Raw genomic sequence first — 16,694 nt, 5'->3', positions numbered from 1 at the left:
TCCTCCGCACCTGCGCTATGCGCTTGGCCTCGATAATCAAAGGCCATGTTCTGGATCGACACTCACTGCCACCTTGACGCTGCGGAATTCGCCACTGACCGCGCTCTGGTTCGGGCTCGCGCACGAGAGGAAGGCGTGACATGTTGCGTCATTCCCGCCGTACAAGCCGCTGACTTTGACGCTGTGCGCGCGTTGTCACATCAAGGTAGCGACGCATACGCGCTGGGCATTCACCCCCTCTACACGCCACAAAGCACGCTGAGCGATCTCGAACAAGTTGACCAGTGCCTGCATGCCCAACGTGACGACTGTCGTTTGGTGGCTGTGGGTGAGATCGGCTTGGACGGTTTTGTACCCACACTGAACACGCCAGAAGCTTGGCAAAAACAGCTGCTGTTTTACCGCGCACAACTCAAGCTCGCGCAACGCCACCAACTGCCGGTGATCTTGCATGTGCGTCGCTCGGCAGACAGCTTGCTCAAGAGCCTGCGCGACATCCCCGTGGTGGGTGGCGTTGCCCATGCCTTCAACGGCAGCCTGCAACAAGCGCAAGCCTTCATCGATCTGGGGTTTAAATTGGGCTTTGGCGGCGCGCTCACGTTTGACCGCGCCTTGCAGTTGCGCCGCTTGGCCACCGAGTTGCCGCTGTCGGCCATCGTGCTCGAAACAGACGCACCCGACATTCCACCGCACTGGCTGTATGCCACCGCAGCCCAACGCAGCGCCGGCCAGCCACAAGGTCGCAACACGCCGGCTGAGTTGCCACGCATTGCGCAAGTGCTGGCCGACTTGCGCGGCATGCCTTTGGCTGAGCTGGCACATGCCACCCGTGCCAATGCATGTGCCGCACTGCCACGCCTACAATTGAGCACGTGAGCACCTCCATCTTGAACGCTGATTTGCACTGCCACTCCGTGGTGTCGGACGGCACGCTCACACCCGAAGCGCTGGCCGCGCGGGCACATGCCAACGGTGTGGAGTTGTGGGCCTTGACCGACCATGATGAAGTCGGTGGCCAACAACGCGCCGCAGCCGCTGCCAAAGCGCACGGCATGAAGTACCTCACGGGCACCGAAATTTCTGTCACCTTTGCTGGCCAAACCGTGCACATCGTGGGCTTGGGCTTTGACGCCGAAGACGCACGCATCGTCGAGGGCCTGCGCCGTACACGCGGTGGGCGCAGTGAACGCGCCCAGGAAATGTCCGAAGGTTTGGCCAAGGTTGGCATTCGCGGAGCCTATGAAGGGGCGCTCAAGTACGTGGGCAACCCCGAGCTGATTTCGCGCACGCACTTTGCCCGCTTCATGGTGGAGACCGGCGTGTGCCAGGACACCTCTGAGGTATTTCGCCACTACCTGACAGAAGGTAAGCCCGGTTTTGTGCCACACCGCTGGGCCGCACTCAAAGATGCCGTGCAATGGATCACCGACTGCCAAGGCGTGGCGGTGATTGCGCACCCAGGCCGCTACAACTTCACCGCCAACGAAGAGTACGCGTTGTTCACCGAATTCAAGGCACACGGCGGCCAAGGTGTCGAAGTGGTCACGGGCAGCCACACACCGCCCGAGTACGTGAAATACGCCGACATGGCGCGTGAGTTCAACTTGGTCGCCTCGCGTGGCAGCGATTTCCACAGTCCCGATGAAAGCCGCATCGACTTAGGCACCCTGCCTTGGTTGCCTGGCCAGCTCACACCCGTGTGGGAGTTGCTGGCCCACCGCATCCAATGAAGGCAGGCGTTCATTCCCGTGTGCCATTGGCAGGCATGACCTACGCCATTTTGGCGATGGCTTGTTTTGCCGTGCTCGATACCACCAACAAATTTTTGATTGCCAGCGTGCCGCTGTTGATGGTGCTGTGGTTCCGTTACGCCTTTCAGGCGGTGGCGAGCACCGCCATGCTGTGGCCGCGCAGTGGCATGACCATGTTCCAAACCCAGAATTTCCGCTTGCAAATCGTGCGCGGTCTGTTGCTGCTGATGTGCAGTGTGTTGGGTTTTGCCAGTTTGAAATACATGCCCGTGGCCGAATTCACGGCCTTCATCATGCTCACGCCTTTGGTGGTCACGGCCTTGGCGCGCTTTGTCATGAAAGAACAGGTGTCGGTGTTGCGCTGGCTGTTTGTCAGCGGGGGCTTGCTCGGAGCTTTGCTCATCGTGCGCCCCGGCGGCAGCATGGACACCAGCCATGCATGGTTGCCATTGAGTCTGGTGGTCTCGAACGCTGTATTTCAAATTTTGACCAGCCACATGGCCAAAAGCGAAAGCCCCGTCACCATGCACCTCTACACGGGCTGGGTCGGTGCGGTGATTGCTTCTGGGTTGGTGGGCCTGGGGGCGTGGACCACGGACCTCACGTCGTTTGAATGGGCCCTGATGTGTCTGATTGGGTGCGCTGGCACCTTGGGTCACTACCTCTTGATTCTGGCGTTCTCGCGCGCGCCAGCGGCCAACGTGACCCCTTGTCTCTACAGCGGCATCGCCTTCGCCACTTTTGCTGGCTGGCTGGTGTTTGCCCATGTGCCTGATCATTGGGCACGCATGGGCATGCTGCTGATTGCCTTGTGTGGCTTGGGCGCAGCTTGGCTCAGCCAGCGTGAACACCAATCGGTTTGACATGGCCCAGTTTCTTCAAGTTCACCCCGACAACCCACAAGCACGCTTGCTCAAACAAGCGGTGGCCTTGCTCACACGCGGAGGCGTGGTGGCCGTTCCCACCGACTCCAGCTATGCCTTGGTGTGCCACCTCGATGACAAAGCCGCCGTTGAACACATGCGCCGCATGCGCCAAGTCGACGACAAACACCACCTGACGCTGATGTGTCGCGACCTGTCGGAATTGGCCAACTACGCACGGGTCGACAACCGTCAATACCGCCTGCTCAAAGCCGCCACCCCTGGGGCCTACACCTTCATCCTGGAAGCCACCAAGGAAGTACCTCGTCGGGTCAGCCACCCACAGCGCAAAACCATTGGCCTGCGGGTGCCGCAAAACCGCACCCTGCTCGACTTGCTGGCACTGCACGGCGCGCCTTTGCTGGCCACCACCTTGATTGCCCCAGGTGACAGCGACCCGATGAACGACGCCGAAGCGATTCGCGATCGTTTTGAGCACGATCTGGCCGCCGTCATCGATGCAGGGGCCTGCCCCTTGGCCCCTACCACCGTGGTGGACCTGACCTCGATGGACGGCGGGGGTGACCCCACCTTGATCCGACAAGGGCGTGGGCCGTTGAGCACGTTGGGAATGGATTAACACGCAAGTGTTCGATGCGACAATGAGTGTGTGAATTTTTCTGACCTGATTCAAACCGTTCTGATTTATGCCTTGCCGGTGATCTTTGCCATCACCTTGCATGAAGCCGCGCATGGCTATGTGGCTCACCGTCTGGGTGACAACACGGCCTGGATGATGGGTCGCGTCACCTTGAACCCCATTCCACACATCGACCCCATGGGCACTCTGGTGATGCCGGTGTTGTTGTTCCTCGCCACGGGCGGCAATTTTTTGTTTGGCTATGCGCGCCCCGTGCCCGTTCGCTTTGGCAACCTCAACCATCCCAAACGCGACATGGTGTGGGTGGCCTTGGCTGGTCCTGCCATCAATTTGGCACAAGCCCTGGTGTGGGGTATCGCTTTGTATCTGTGCGTTGGCATGGGCGTGAACGAGCGCTTTGTGCTGGAAGTGTGCAAAGCGGGCATCAAGGTCAATGCCGTGATGTTTGCCTTCAACCTGTTTCCCCTGCCGCCGCTCGACGGTGGCCGCATCTTGGTCGGCCTGTTGCCTTGGAAGCAAGCCGTTTGGCTGTCCAAAGTGGAACCCTGGGGTTTCTACATCGTGATGGCCTTGGTCGTGATGGGCGTCATCAACAGCTTGTGGATGGCCCCTTTGATGACCCTCACCTTTGAGTTGCTGAGCCTGTTGCTCAGTCCTTTGGAATTTTTGTTGAAGCCTTGATCTCATGAAAGAACGCGTTCTCTCCGGCATGCGCCCCACGGGTGCTCTGCATTTGGGCCATTACCACGGCGCCTTGAAAAACTGGGTGCGTCTGCAGTCCGAGATGGACTGCTACTTTTTCGTGGCCGACTGGCATGCATTGACCACCCACTACGCAAGCCGTGAGGTGATCGAGAAGAACGTCTATGAGATGGTGATCGACTGGCTGGCCACCGGGCTCGATCCCGAACAATGCACGCTGTTCTTGCAAAGCCGCATCCCCGAACATGCCGAGTTGTTCACACTCTTGGCCATGGGCACACCGCTGGGTTGGCTGGAACGTGTCCCCACATACAAAGACCAACAAGAAAAGCTCAAGGACAAAGACCTGACCACCTACGGCTTTCTGGGCTACCCGCTGCTGCAAGCGGCGGACATCTTGATCTACAAAGCCAAATACGTGCCCGTGGGCGAAGACCAAGCCAGCCACGTCGAATTGACGCGTGAAGCCGCGCGCCGCTTCAACCACCTGTATGGCCGTGAAATCAACGCCGAGGCCAAGATTGAAGCCAGCCTGGCCAAATTGCCCAAAGACAGCGTCAAACGTTTGGAAAAATCACGCAAGGCTTACCAAGAAACTGGCGACACCAAGGCCATGGAAGGTGCGCTGGGCTACATCGCCTCGGCACCTGAGCTCTCGGTCGAAGACCGTGAACGCCTGGAAGGCTACTTCAAGGGCACGGGCAAGATCGTGCTGCCTGAACCCCAGATCCTGCTGACTGAGGCCAGTAAATTGCCTGGACTGGATGGCGCCAAGATGAGCAAGAGCTACAACAACGCCATCGCCATCCGTGAAGACCGTGCCACCATCGAGCAAAAAGTCAAACGCATGCCCACCGACCCGGCGCGCGTCAAACGCACTGACGTCGGCAACCCTGAAAAGTGCCCTGTCTGGCAATTTCATGTGGTCTACGGCAACGAAGCACAGCGTCAATGGGTGTCGCAAGGCTGCACCACGGCAGGCATTGGCTGCCTGGAATGCAAGCAACCGATCATCGATGCCATCTTGCGCGAACAGCAGCCGATGCTCGAACGCGCGGAACCTTATATGAAGAACCCTAAAATAGTTCGTGATATCGTTGACGCAGGTACTGAAAAAGCACGTGTCACCGCCAAAGAAACCATGCGCGATGTGCGCGAGGCCATCGGTCTGAACTACTGAAAGCAGGAGAAGAAAATGAGTTTGTACATCATCGATGACCACCCACTGGTTCGCCAAGCGATAGCCATGTTGCTGCGCCGCATGAAACCAGCAGCCAAAGTGGTGGAGCTGGAAAAATTCAGCGAGCTGCAAGCCGCCATCATCAAGAACGGCACGCCCGAACTGTTCGTGCTCGACTTGCTGTTGCCCGGCGTCAAGGGCACGTCTGCGGTGAGCGAAGTCAAAGGCATGTACGGCGAAGTGCCTCTGGTGGTCATCTCGTCCATGCCCGCTGGTGAAGCCGAAGAAACCTGCATCGAAGCAGGTGCTGACCTGTACATCGAAAAATCAACCCCTGCGAACGAAATCTCGGCAGCCATTCAGGGCCTGTTTGCGGCAACTGACGGCAACCCGGACGAAGAAGTCGTGGTGGCCGGCGACACCAAGTTGTCCAAGCGTCAAAAGCAGCTGATCATCATGCTCGACCGAGGCTTGAGCAACCGCGACATTGCCACTGAGCTCGACATCAGCGAACACACGGTGAAAGTTCACCTGTGGCGTTTGTTCCGTCGTTTGAACGTCAAGAGCCGCACCCAGACGCTGCACTTTGCACGCATGAACGGCTTGCTGTAAACAGCTTCTTGGCCCCAAAAAAATCCCCCAGCACTGGGGGATTTTTTTATGACTTCACCAACACCAGCCTCAACGCAAGGTGTCTCTCACCATCAGGTTCAAGCCCGTGGTTCCTGGTTTGACTGGCGTCACGCTGACCCCCAGATCTCCAGGCTGTGCCACGGCTTGGCCACTCTTGGAGATACGCACGCGCACCGTCACTTCGTCAGCACCCGAGAGTTTGGCTGCCGGGTTCATGGCGGTGCTGTCATCGAGCACAAAGTCAAACGGCAACTTGGCCGCTGTGGTGCGCACAATGGCCAAAGGCATGCGCGAACCGGTGATAGGTGTGGCATACACAAACACGGTGTCCGTAGGTGCCACCTTGCCCACCAACTCACTGACCAAACTCACGCGACCACTGATGCTTGACGCTTGAAGCGCTGCATCGCGCTCGCTCACGCTGTCCGCACGCGGTGGGATGGGCGGCAAGCCCATCTTGCTGCGAGCCTGCGCAATGGCACGGTCCAGTTCGGGTGCATCGGGTGAGTCAGGAGACACCTCTTCGCGGGCACGTTCCCAAAAACGCAAGGCAGAACGGAAGTTTTCTTCGGCGTAGGAGGCGCTGCCCGCCAGCAGCAGGGCATTGAGTTGATGCGGATCGGCTGTCAACACCCGCTGAATGATGGCCCAAGGCTCACCGGTGAAGTTACCGCCATTCTTTTGGGCCAGCACTTCAGCGCGCTCAATCAGCACGTTGTCGTCATGGCTGAGTTCGAGCGCCTTGCGCAAGGCCTCGTCAGCCTCTCCCAAGAGGCCCAAGGCACGCTGTACGCGCCCCAGCATGACCCAACCGTCCACATTGTTGGGCTCATCTTGCAAGCGACGTGACAAGGCACTGGCCATGGAAGCGAGCTTTTCCGGGGTGACATCGCCTTCTGTGTCTGCGCCTTGTTGCAACGCCAAGGGATCCAAGGCCTGGGGTTGCCCCAAAACACCGTACATCACCATCGACAAAACTGGCACCAAAAAGATCACCGCAAACATCAACGCCCATGGTTTGCGCATGCTTGCCACAACCGCTGAGGTGGACGCAGACACGCGTTCCTCAGACAGCGCTTGCGGTTGGGCCAAAGCCTCAGGCCCCACGTCGTCCAACAAGCGCCGGGTCAACTCGTCGCGTCCGGCTTGCAGCTCTTCATCGTTCAAATTGCCCAAGGCGTGTTCGCGCTGCAAGTCGGCCAACTGGTCGCGATACACCGCGGCATTGGCTTGTGCGGGATGGTCCAGCGCCTGGGCAGCGTTCAACGTGGCACGTGCGCCACGCAACGCACCACGCCAAAGCGCCATGCACAACACAGCCACCACCAACAAGGTCAAGCCTGTGGCAGCAAAGATAAAAGCAAGCGCTGGCGTCACATCAATCTTTCAACAGTTGCTCAGCACGTGCACGATCTTCGTCGCTGAGTGCTTGGGGGTTGAGCTGGGCACGGCGCGCCTGCAAATAACGGCCTAAGAATAAAACCGCCAACAACAGCAATACAAAGGGGCCAAACCACAGCACCCACGTCAGGGGTTTGACTTCGGGGCGATACAGCACAAAGTCACCATAGCGCGCCACCAGAAAATCTTTCACCTCTTGGTCGGTCTTGCCTTGTCGAATCAAGTCACGCACCTCGCGGCGCAAGTCATCGGCCAACTCGGCGTGCGACGACGCCAGTGATTCGTTTTGACACACCAAGCAACGCAGCTCTTGTGACAGGCCGACCAGTCGAGCTTCGACCACCGGGTCTTGTGCCAGCGGTGCTGCCTCAGGCCCTGTTTGTGCGTGTGCACTCAGAGCGGCCACACCACAGGCCATGCAAAGCCAAAAATGTTGTAGCCAGCTCATGATTTATTCAGCGTGTCAATCAGCGGCATGATTTTTTCAGCCAGCAAGGCAGGGGTCACCGCACCCACATGCTTGAAGCGAATCACGCCGGTTTTGTCGATGATGTAAGTCTCGGGCACGCCATAGACCCCATAGTGAATGCCGACACGACCATCCAGGTCCATCACCGAATTGATGTAGGGGTTGCCATGGCGTTTGAGCCACACCTGGCTGCGCTCGCGCGCGACTTGCAGCTTGATGTCGAGGCTTTGTTTGGCAGCCTCGTCTTGCGGTTGAATTTCTTTGTAACTCAAGCCCACGATGGGCACGTTGTACTTTTGTGCAAAGGCCACCAGCACGGGATGCTCTTCGCGACACGCCACACACCAGGTGGCCCAGACGTTGAACATCCACACCTTGCCACGCATGTCGGCGGGCGAGAACGGCGTGTCACCGTTCAAGGTAGGCAGGCTGAATTCAGGCGCCGGTTTGTTGATCAGCGGCGACGGGATTTCACGCGGGTCACGGTTCAAGCCAATGGCCAAAAAAATCACCAAGCCCAGAAACAAGACCAAAGGAATCAGAAACTTCTTCATGACACAGCCTTGCGGTATCTGCGGTCCAAAGCGGCCAACACACCGCCCAACACCATCAGCAACACCCCGCCCCACAACCAGGGCACAAAGGGTTTGTAGTACACGCGCATGCTCCACTCGGTGCGCGCATCGTCCAACGCGTCGCCCAAGGACACATACAAATCACGCATAAAGCCTGAATCAATGGCCGCTTCGGTCATGGGCATGGCCGACGAGAAATAACGCCGCTTCTCGGGCTGCAACACCTCGACCACCTGACCCTCGCGCAGCACTTGCACATCGGCACGCACCGCCTTGTAGTTGGGCCCCAGCACTTCGGCCAGTTTGTCCAGGCGGAAGGTATATGGCGCAATCGTCACCACATCGCCCACGTGCATGCGCACATCGCGCTCCACCTCGTAAGACTTGACACCTGTGACACCGATCACCAGCACGGCCATGCCAAAGTGGGCCACTTGTTGCCCCCAAAACGACAAGCCAATGCGCCCTGGCTTGCGCACACGCGCCAACACTTGCTGCGCCGTGCCCAATGCCACCCAAGCGCCCAAGAACAAGCCCAGCACGGTGCCCGCAGACCAACCGCCCAAAAAGTAGGGCCAAACCAAGGCCACCGCCAACGCAGCCGCTGCCGTGAAGCGCAACTGGTGCGCCATTTCCGCCACGCGCGCCTCGCGCCAGCGCGAGATCGAACCCGGAATCATCAAGAACACCACCGGCACCAGCAGCGGTGCAAACACGGCATTGAAATAGGGCGGGCCCACCGACAGCTTGCCCAAGTTCAAGGCATCGATGATCAAGGGGTAGATGGTGCCCAGTAACACAGCCGCCGTAGCCACCACCAGCAACACGCTGTTGGCCAGCAAGAACGACTCGCGCGACACCAAGGCCATGCGCCCACCCAAGGTGACACGCGGGGCACGCCAAGCGAACAGGGTGAGCGACGACCCCACCACCACAGCCAGGAAGATCAGCACAAAAATACCGCGCTTGGGGTCTGACGCAAAGGCATGCACCGAGGTCAGCACGCCCGAGCGAACCAAGAACGTGCCCAACAGCGAGAGCGAAAACGCCGCAATCGCCAGCAGCACCGTCCAGGCTTTGAAGCTGCCGCGCTTTTCGGTCACCATCAGGGAATGGATCAAGGCCGTAGCCACCAGCCAGGGCATGAGCGAAGCGTTTTCGACCGGGTCCCAAAACCACCAACCGCCCCAGCCCAATTCGTAATACGCCCACCACGAACCCAAGCCAATGCCAAAGGTCAGGAAGGTCCAGGCAATCACCGTCCATGGGCGCGACCAACGCGCCCAGGCGGCATCCAAACGACCACTGAGCAAAGCAGCCACCGCAAACGCGAACGCCACCGACATGCCCACATAGCCCATGTAGAGCATGGGCGGGTGAATCACCAAACCGGGGTCTTGCAACAAGGGGTTCAAGTCCCGGCCATCCAAGGCCGCAGGCAACAAACGTTCAAACGGATTGGAGGTGGTCAAGATGAAGAGCAAAAAGCCCACCGAAATCAACCCCAGCACACCCAGCACCCGCGCCACCATGTCCAGCGGCAAGCTGCGCGAAAACAGCGCCACCGAGACCGACCACAGCGCCAGCAACAACACCCACAGCAGCAGCGAGCCTTCATGGCCGCCCCACACCGCAGCAAACTGGTAGGGCTTGGGCAACAAAGAATTGGAGTGTTGTGCCACGTACTGCACAGAAAAATCGTTGTTCAAAAAGCACGATGCCAAGGCACCAAAAGCCAGCGCCACCAACACGAACTGCAAGGCCGCCGTGGGACGCGCCAGGCTCTGCAAGCTGACTTGCATCTGCGTGCCGCGCACATACGTGCCCAGCAAGGGCAGCACGCCTTGTAGCAGCGCCACCACCGCCGCCAAGATCAGCGCGAAATGTCCGAACTCAGCGTTCATGGGGTAGCTTTCAGAGATTGAGCGGCTTTGGCAGCCGTGGCTTGATCGAGCGCATGTTTGGCTTCCGGTGGCATGTAGTTTTCGTCGTGCTTGGCCAATACCTCGCTGGCCACAAACACACCGTCGTCACCCAGCTTGCCTTGGGCCACCACGCCGCGGCCCTCTTTGAACAAGTCGGGCAACAGACCGACATAGGTCACGGTCATGTCTTGCGCGGTGTCGGTGATGACAAAACGCACGGTGTTGCCATCGCGCTGCAAGCTGCCGTCTTTCACCATGCCACCCGCACGGAAGGTACGCCCCTTGGGAGCCTCGCCCTGGCTGACCTGGGTCGGCGTGAAGAAGAACACCAAGTTGCTTTGGAAAGCATTCAACACGAAGGCCGCAGCGGCGGCCAGCACCACGATGCCTGCGGCAATCAGGGCAAAGCGTTTGGTTCTGGGTTTCATCACGACATATCCTCTGCCGGCAATTCGGCCAACACACGTTCGGCACGCAACTGCGCCAGCACCTGGCGACGCGCCACACGCGCTTGCAGCACTTCCAGCGCCAACAGGCCAAAAGTCACCCCCATGCTGCCCCACACATAAACGGCATAGCCGCCCATAGCCCAAAAATCAGCCCAACTGTTCCAGGTCATGACTGCACCTCCGGCAACTCGTTGACCCAGCTTGCATGGCGCTCACGCTGCAAGATCAAGGTACGCACGCGGTACAGCACCAGCGCCAAGGTGTAAAACCAAAACGCCAAGGCCATCAACAACATGGCCCACAGCATGACCGCCGCCATGGTGGGCGATTTGGTCAACGACACAGAAGCACCTTGGTGCAAAGTGTTCCACCACTTCACTGAGAAATAAATGATGGGCACATTGATGGCGCCCACGATGGCCACCAAGGCGCCGGCTCGGTCACCACGTCGCGTGTCGTCAATGGCCGAGGTCAAGGCGATGTAGCCGAGGTACAAAAAGAAAAGGATCAACTCTGAAGTCAGGCGCGCATCCCACACCCACCAGGCGCCCCACATGGGCTTGCCCCACAAGGCACCGGTCCACAACGACAGAAACGCAAACAAAGCGCCCGTGGGTGCCAGCGCACGCGTCATCATGCCCGACAAGCGTGTGTTGAAGGTCAAACCCAACACGCTCCAAAACGCCATGGCCAGGTATATGACCATCGACATCCAAGACGCGGGCACATGCACGAAGATGATGCGATAGCCCTCGCCTTGCTGGAAATCGGTGGGAGCCACCATGAAGCCCAACCACAGCCCAGCCCACAACAAGACCGATGCCAACACGGCCAACCACGGCCACCAGCGACCCGCCAAACCATAGAAAGTTTGCGGGGCCGCATAATAAAACCAGGGGGTGCCGGAGCGAGACTTATTGATCACCAATTGATTACAGCGCAATGCGCAAAAACAGCTAACGGCACAGAATACCAAACAGCCCATCGGTCCATGGTCTATAAGGTCATCACGGAGCTCACAGGCCCCATTCGCGCGAGGCCTTGATTTTAAGCGCCGCCCCAGACAGCCCTCAGCCTTAGCCCTCAGCTTCTTCTTTTGATGTGGGTCAAGCGGTCATGAGGCTTGGTATGACATCCTGCGAACACAACATTTCGTACCCAAGAGGCAAGACCATGACACACCCCAGCATCCGCATCATCCGAGAAGAACACGCAGCCTTGTCGGCCATGCTGCAGTCGCTGCGCATGATGCTCCAGCGCGGCCCCAAAGATGCGCCAGAAAGATTCTTTGATGTGCTGCGCAGCATGCTGTTCTACATCGACGAATTTCCCGAACGCTTGCACCACACCAAAGAATCGGCCTTGCTGTTTCCGGCTGTGGCCGAAAAATCACCGCAGTGCAAAGAGGTGATCCAGCAACTCGAGCGCGACCACACCAAAGGCGAAGCCAACGTACGTGAGTTGCAGCACCTGCTGCTGGCTTGGGAACTGCTGGGCAATTCGCGCCAAACCGCTTTCGAGTTGGCGACCAATCGCTTCATTGACTTCTACATGCAGCACATGCAGTTGGAAGAAACAGCTGTCATTCCCGCAGCACTCCAGGTGCTCAGCCCACAAGACTGGGAAAAACTCGATGCAGCGTTTGAGAAAAACTGCGACCCCTTGACCGGCAAATACCCACGCGAGCCCTTGTACGACCGCCTGTTCACCCGCATCACCATGAACGCCCCCGAAACCATTGGACTGGGCCGCGGTTGACCCCCTCACTCCAACGCAATGCGCAAGGCGGCGGAACAGGCCCAGGGACTGAAGAAGGTGGCGGGCAACAACATGGCCATCAAAATCGAGAAATGGGCCTGACTGCCCAAGCCACTGGCCTGCGCCTCGACAGCGCCCGCGCCAAACACCAACACTGGCACGAACAAGGGCAAGACCAGCAAGGACAACAACACCCCGCCTCCGCGCACACCCAGCGTCAACGCGGCACCAATGCCCCCCACCAACGACAGAATGGGCGTGCCCACCAACAAGGCCAAGGTGAGGGTGAGCAAAGCATCTGCGGACAGATCAAACTGCAAACCCAGCACCGGTGCCAGAAGTACCAAGGGCAGTCCGGAGACCAACCAGTGCGCCAGCATCTTGGCGCTCACCAAAACCGGCAAAGGTGTGGGTGACAAAGCCATTTGCTCCAAGGTGCCGTCTCGGTAGTCAGCCTCAAACAAACGCTGCAAGGCCAGCATGCTCGACAACAGCGCGCCCACCCACAACACACCCGGTGCCACCAGACGCAAGGTGTTGAGCTCGGGGCCAATGCCCAACGGAAACAAGGCCGCCACGACGACAAAGAAAAACACAGCGGTCAAGACTTCGCTTTTGCGGCGCATGGCCAGCAGCAAGTCCCGTCGTAGCACCGCAGCAAAAGCGGCCCCCGTGGTCGAACTCATGGAGCAGCCTCCAAGCGATAACGCTGCACATCGACCGGCGTGCCATCGGTGCGCACCAGATTGACCGCCTGATGGCTGGTGAACAACACCATGCCGCCTTGGGTCACATGCTCGGCCATCAACACCCGCAACGCATCCACCGCCTTGATATCCAGGGCCACAAAAGGTTCGTCCAGCACCCACAGCGGGGCCTGACTGGCCCACAAACGGGCCAAGGCCGTGCGACGTTTTTGCCCCTGCGACATGACACGCAATGGCAAATGCTCACGCCCACGCAAACCCATGCGGGCCAACGCAGACAGTGCGTCGGTCTGGCTCAACGCACGCCCGGCAACAGCCGCATCGGACAACAGGTTTTCCAAGGCGGTGAGTTCTTCTTTGAGTGAGAGCGCATGCCCCAAATAAAACAAGGCGGCGCGAAAGGCAGCGGGGTCGTCCCGGGTGGGGTGGCCCATCCAACGCACCTCGCCGGCATCAGCCGGCGACAAACCGCAAACGATGCGCAGCAAACTGGTTTTACCCACGCCGTTATCACCCTCCAAGTGCAGGGCTTGGCCGGCGTGCAGGTCCAAGTTCACCTCAGCAAACAAAGGTTTGTGGCCACGGGTGCAAGAGAGCTGAGACAAAGTCAACATGTGCATGCGCTCAGATGAAAGTGCCAGCATAGGTGATCACGCGTCCGCCAGTGCTCATCTTGAAACGCGCAATGCCCGCGCTGCGGATGGTGTTGACGCCACCCAAGTCCAGCAGGCGCACACCGCGTTCACGCAAGGCTTCGATGCCACGCCACAAAATCAGGTTGTGGGCATGCAGGTCACGACCCGCATCGCTGGTCCACCCCACGTGGTAGGTGGCGGCTTCGCCGTGGATCAAAAACATCATGCCCGCCACACGGTCACGGCCCACATCGGCTCGCACCGTCAGCATGGTTTTGCTGGGCTGCTGACGCGAAGGCACATACACATCAAAAAACGGCAAAGGCAAACCATGCAAACCACGCTGCTCGCGTTGCTGCATTTCAGCGTCTAGTAGCCAGCGGTACTGGCCCGCATTGGTGCCGACGCGGTGCACAGTCAAGGCCGAGGCCTCGGCCCCGCCCAGACGGTGACGCCAACGTTTGTCGAGTTGTGCACGCAACACGTCCATGGATGGCGTGAGATCGAGCATGACCGTGCTGTGCCCTGTCATCACACGACGCCAGCTGGAGAGACCCAACTCAGGTCCCTCAGGCTCTTCTGGCGTGATGGCCACCAAACGCAAGTTGCTCAAAGGAATGGTGCGACGCAAGGCTTGGTACACACGGCTTTTGTCGCCTCCATTCAAATCTTGCAACCACACCGGACCGCGCGAGCACAGCGCCATGCCCGCCATTTGCCCCAAGAATCGACGCACGATGAACTGCGCCAAAGCCACAGGCTTGCCATCTTGACTGACACAGGCGCGCAACACAGGCACACCCAAAGTTTTCATGGTGGAGCCATAGGCCCAGTCTTGCTGCAAGGGTGCCGCCGCACGGGCGTGCTGGGCATCCCAAAAGGCCATGTCCACCTGATCCCATTGAACGTTCATGCCTCTAGAATCCTCACACGCTTGTCACACCCACACCCATGCTGAACTTCCTGCGCGAACGCCGAAAGAAACAAACCGTGATGGGTCACCGTCTGGAAGAGCCCCGTCTGACGCTGCAAGCCGTGTTGTGGGCGCTGGTGTACCTGGGACTGCCGTTGTTGGCGTTGGGCACCTTGATTGACCTGCTGATACAAGCCATCACCGGCCACTGCACGGGCTTTTGGTGTGGGCTGTGAGCGGGCTGGGACCCACCTGCGGGGAGTGAACGGCACGGTGTGTTGACAAGGTCGATTGAAACGACAGGAATGATCGCACACGACGTCTGACCTCACTGTGCAGGCACCGTGCACGGCCCCTCAAACTGAAGACGTACCGTTTTGCCACGGTAGATGATGTCGTTGAAGGCGTACAGCGTCACCGTCTCGCGCTCAATCCGAATTTCTGACATCAAGCCGGTGAGCTGGTGTTTGCGCTGTGCCCCCATTTGCTTGGAGCTGGTGAGGTTTTTGCCCGCAAAGTCATCGGTGGTCAAACTGCTGGCTTGCACTTGGTAGAGCTTGGAGCCATTGACCTTGAGGAAAATGTTTTTGCCCAAGGACTGAATTTCCACCTCCACCTTTTCAGGTGGGATCTTGCGGTCGTCCAATGCAGGAATGACGCCCTCCACCTGGCAGGGCATTTTGAAGGTCTGCGCCGAAGCAGCCTGCACGCCGAGCACACACAGGCACATCACCACCAACGAACGTGGCCAAAACAAGGCGGCAAACATGGGCTTCATAAGTGCTTCTTGTGATCAATGCGCTGTGCGCGGTAAATGCCGGTATGACCTGAAAACAAATAGCTGCTGACACACGCGAGGGCGGCAAACACGCCCACCTCAGCGCCGAACAACTCCATGGCCATCAAGGTCGATGCAATCGGTGTGTTGGCAGCGCCCGCAAACACGGCCACAAAGCCCACGGCGGCCAGCAAGCCGAATGGCAACTGCAGCAAAGGTGCCAAAGCATTGCCCAAGGTGGCCCCGATGTAGAACAGGGGTGTGACCTCGCCGCCTTTGAAACCGGTACCCAGGGACACCACGGTGAACACCATCTTGCCCAACCAATCCCACGGGGCCAACGGTTGCTCAAAAGCTTGCACCATCACCGGAATACCCAGGCCAATGTAGCGCTCCAGGCCCCACAGCATCACCGCCGCAGCCACGACAACGCCACCGATGAAGGGGCGCATTGGCGCGTAAGCCACTCGCTTTTTCATGAACGCACCGAGTGCGTGGGTGCTGTGTGCAAAAGCTTGTCCGGTGAGCCCAAACAACGCACCCGCCAGCACCATGGCCAGCAAACCCCAAGCCGTCACTGCGGGCACAGAAGCCAGGGTGTAGACCGTGTGATGCACGCCCCACAGCAAGCCCACCTGGTCTGCCACCACAGCCGCCACCACGCACGGCAGCAAGGCGTCATAACGCAAACGGCCAATCGCCAACACTTCGAGGCCAAACACAGCCCCCGCCAAAGGCGTACCAAACACCGAGGCAAAACCGGCACTGATGCCGGCCATCAAAATCAAGCGCCGGTCTTGGTGCTTGAGCTTGAAGAGATGGGTCAACTGGTCAGCCAGCGCACCCCCCATTTGCACCGCTGTGCCTTCGCGGCCCACCGACGCGCCAAACAAATGCGAGACCACCGTGCCCCCCAACACCAACGGCGCCATGCGCAAGGGGATGATTTTTTGCGGGTCGTGGATTTCGTCCATCAACAGGTTGTTGCCGGCATCGACCGACTTGCCCCAAACCAGATACAGCCAGCCCACCGCAAAACCAGCCACCGGCAAAGCCCAGATGAGTCCAGGGTGAGCGTCGCGGGTGGTGGTGGCCCAGTCCAGTGCCCACAAGAAAAAGGCAGAAGCGCTGCCTGCCAAAACAGCCACGAAGGATGACAGCAACAGCCACTTGAGCAGTTGTGGCCACATCAGCCACCATTCGGGACGCTTCAAGTCAGCCATCCATCCCCCCCCAAGCCACAGACCTCGAAGACATCACGATGTGCAGGGCGTCTGGTGGGAGTGCGGTCCAT

Annotated in this window: 21 protein-coding genes; 9 read left to right on the top strand and 12 right to left on the bottom strand. The window is 59.1% G+C overall.

Annotation, left to right across the window (positions count from 1 at the left end; genetic code table 11):
• The first annotated feature begins 45 nt into the window (after nucleotides 1-45).
• From B9Z41_RS07210 to B9Z41_RS07180, 7 genes are read left to right on the top strand one after another with little or no spacing between them, the layout of a single operon-like run.
• Nucleotides 46-876 (top strand): TatD family hydrolase, encoded by an 831-nt coding sequence (locus tag B9Z41_RS07210; RefSeq protein WP_100146372.1) that lies wholly within the window; start codon nucleotides 46-48, stop codon nucleotides 874-876.
• A complete protein-coding gene (locus B9Z41_RS07205; RefSeq protein WP_233202579.1) occupies nucleotides 873-1,730 on the top strand; it encodes a 3',5'-nucleoside bisphosphate phosphatase in 858 nt (285 codons plus the stop codon). Before B9Z41_RS07210 ends, B9Z41_RS07205 begins: the two co-directional genes overlap by 4 nt.
• Before the next feature lie 35 nt (nucleotides 1,731-1,765).
• Nucleotides 1,766-2,614 (top strand): DMT family transporter, encoded by an 849-nt coding sequence (locus B9Z41_RS07200; RefSeq protein WP_233202577.1) that lies wholly within the window; start codon nucleotides 1,766-1,768, stop codon nucleotides 2,612-2,614.
• 1 nt (nucleotide 2,615) lies between these two features.
• Nucleotides 2,616-3,254 (top strand): L-threonylcarbamoyladenylate synthase, encoded by a 639-nt coding sequence (locus tag B9Z41_RS07195; protein ID WP_100146369.1) that lies wholly within the window; start codon nucleotides 2,616-2,618, stop codon nucleotides 3,252-3,254.
• Between the two features lie 30 nt (nucleotides 3,255-3,284).
• A complete protein-coding gene (locus B9Z41_RS07190; protein ID WP_100146368.1) occupies nucleotides 3,285-3,956 on the top strand; it encodes a site-2 protease family protein in 672 nt (223 codons plus the stop codon).
• 4 nt (nucleotides 3,957-3,960) lie between these two features.
• Nucleotides 3,961-5,157, top strand: a complete 1,197-nt coding sequence (locus B9Z41_RS07185) for a tryptophan--tRNA ligase (protein WP_100146367.1) — start codon at nucleotides 3,961-3,963, stop codon at nucleotides 5,155-5,157.
• 15 nt (nucleotides 5,158-5,172) lie between these two features.
• Nucleotides 5,173-5,769 carry a LuxR C-terminal-related transcriptional regulator gene (locus B9Z41_RS07180; protein WP_100146366.1) on the top strand — a complete coding sequence of 199 codons (597 nt, stop codon included), beginning with the start codon at nucleotides 5,173-5,175 and terminating at the stop codon, nucleotides 5,767-5,769.
• Between the two features lie 69 nt (nucleotides 5,770-5,838).
• Here B9Z41_RS07180 and ccmI read toward each other — a convergent pair whose 3' ends face one another.
• Genes ccmI through ccmC form a run of 7 tightly spaced genes read right to left on the bottom strand, consistent with a single transcriptional unit; the run spans nucleotide 5,839 to nucleotide 11,534 of the window.
• Nucleotides 5,839-7,167, bottom strand: a complete 1,329-nt coding sequence (gene ccmI, locus B9Z41_RS07175; protein ID WP_100146365.1) for a c-type cytochrome biogenesis protein CcmI — start codon at nucleotides 7,165-7,167, stop codon at nucleotides 5,839-5,841.
• A gap of 1 nt (nucleotide 7,168) precedes the next feature.
• Nucleotides 7,169-7,639, bottom strand: a complete 471-nt coding sequence (locus B9Z41_RS07170) for a cytochrome c-type biogenesis protein (RefSeq protein ID WP_100146364.1) — start codon at nucleotides 7,637-7,639, stop codon at nucleotides 7,169-7,171.
• Nucleotides 7,636-8,214, bottom strand: coding sequence for a DsbE family thiol:disulfide interchange protein (locus B9Z41_RS07165; protein WP_100146363.1), 579 nt, complete (start codon nucleotides 8,212-8,214; stop codon nucleotides 7,636-7,638). Before B9Z41_RS07165 ends, B9Z41_RS07170 begins: the two co-directional genes overlap by 4 nt.
• The gene (locus B9Z41_RS07160; RefSeq protein ID WP_100146362.1) at nucleotides 8,211-10,139 is read right to left on the bottom strand and encodes a heme lyase CcmF/NrfE family subunit; all 1,929 of its coding nucleotides are present in this window, start codon (nucleotides 10,137-10,139) and stop codon (nucleotides 8,211-8,213) included. The genes B9Z41_RS07165 and B9Z41_RS07160 overlap by 4 nt, the downstream gene beginning before the upstream one ends.
• Nucleotides 10,136-10,588 (bottom strand): cytochrome c maturation protein CcmE, encoded by a 453-nt coding sequence (gene ccmE, locus B9Z41_RS07155; RefSeq protein WP_100146361.1) that lies wholly within the window; start codon nucleotides 10,586-10,588, stop codon nucleotides 10,136-10,138. The genes B9Z41_RS07160 and ccmE overlap by 4 nt, the downstream gene beginning before the upstream one ends.
• Nucleotides 10,588-10,779: a heme exporter protein CcmD gene (gene ccmD, locus B9Z41_RS07150; RefSeq protein ID WP_100146360.1), complete on the bottom strand. Its 192-nt coding sequence runs from the start codon at nucleotides 10,777-10,779 to the stop codon at nucleotides 10,588-10,590. The genes ccmE and ccmD overlap by 1 nt, the downstream gene beginning before the upstream one ends.
• Nucleotides 10,776-11,534, bottom strand: a complete 759-nt coding sequence (gene ccmC, locus B9Z41_RS07145; protein ID WP_233202575.1) for a heme ABC transporter permease CcmC — start codon at nucleotides 11,532-11,534, stop codon at nucleotides 10,776-10,778. The genes ccmD and ccmC overlap by 4 nt, the downstream gene beginning before the upstream one ends.
• Nucleotides 11,535-11,782: 248 nt before the next feature.
• On the opposite strand from ccmC, the gene B9Z41_RS07140 reads away from it, so the two are divergent.
• A complete protein-coding gene (locus B9Z41_RS07140) occupies nucleotides 11,783-12,367 on the top strand; it encodes a hemerythrin domain-containing protein (RefSeq protein WP_100146358.1) in 585 nt (194 codons plus the stop codon).
• 5 nt (nucleotides 12,368-12,372) lie between these two features.
• Here the strand turns inward: B9Z41_RS07140 and ccmB are convergent, their stop codons facing one another.
• The 3 genes from ccmB to B9Z41_RS07125 are packed head-to-tail and all read right to left on the bottom strand — an operon-like array spanning nucleotide 12,373 to nucleotide 14,622.
• Nucleotides 12,373-13,053, bottom strand: a complete 681-nt coding sequence (gene ccmB, locus B9Z41_RS07135; protein ID WP_100146357.1) for a heme exporter protein CcmB — start codon at nucleotides 13,051-13,053, stop codon at nucleotides 12,373-12,375.
• A complete protein-coding gene (gene ccmA, locus B9Z41_RS07130) occupies nucleotides 13,050-13,688 on the bottom strand; it encodes a cytochrome c biogenesis heme-transporting ATPase CcmA (protein ID WP_100146492.1) in 639 nt (212 codons plus the stop codon). Before ccmA ends, ccmB begins: the two co-directional genes overlap by 4 nt.
• 10 nt (nucleotides 13,689-13,698) lie before the next feature.
• The gene (locus B9Z41_RS07125) at nucleotides 13,699-14,622 is read right to left on the bottom strand and encodes a GNAT family N-acetyltransferase (RefSeq protein WP_100146356.1); all 924 of its coding nucleotides are present in this window, start codon (nucleotides 14,620-14,622) and stop codon (nucleotides 13,699-13,701) included.
• Nucleotides 14,623-14,660: 38 nt separating this feature from the next.
• Between B9Z41_RS07125 and B9Z41_RS07120 the strand changes: the two genes are divergently transcribed.
• Nucleotides 14,661-14,858 carry a hypothetical protein gene (locus tag B9Z41_RS07120; RefSeq protein WP_100146355.1) on the top strand — a complete coding sequence of 66 codons (198 nt, stop codon included), beginning with the start codon at nucleotides 14,661-14,663 and terminating at the stop codon, nucleotides 14,856-14,858.
• 92 nt (nucleotides 14,859-14,950) lie between these two features.
• On the opposite strand, the gene B9Z41_RS07115 is transcribed toward B9Z41_RS07120, so the two are convergent.
• Together B9Z41_RS07115 and B9Z41_RS07110 are read right to left on the bottom strand one after the other, a co-directional pair.
• Nucleotides 14,951-15,400: a hypothetical protein gene (locus tag B9Z41_RS07115; protein WP_100146354.1), complete on the bottom strand. Its 450-nt coding sequence runs from the start codon at nucleotides 15,398-15,400 to the stop codon at nucleotides 14,951-14,953.
• Nucleotides 15,397-16,623 (bottom strand): voltage-gated chloride channel family protein, encoded by a 1,227-nt coding sequence (locus tag B9Z41_RS07110; RefSeq protein WP_100146353.1) that lies wholly within the window; start codon nucleotides 16,621-16,623, stop codon nucleotides 15,397-15,399. The genes B9Z41_RS07115 and B9Z41_RS07110 overlap by 4 nt, the downstream gene beginning before the upstream one ends.
• Nucleotides 16,624-16,694: the final 71 nt, after the last annotated feature.

Origin of the sequence: Limnohabitans sp. JirII-31 (assembly GCF_002778315.1) — a bacterium.
Classification (GTDB): domain Bacteria; phylum Pseudomonadota; class Gammaproteobacteria; order Burkholderiales; family Burkholderiaceae_C; genus Limnohabitans.
The sequence above is the reverse complement of the archived record's forward strand: the minus strand, read 5'-3'. Positions and strand labels throughout refer to the sequence as shown.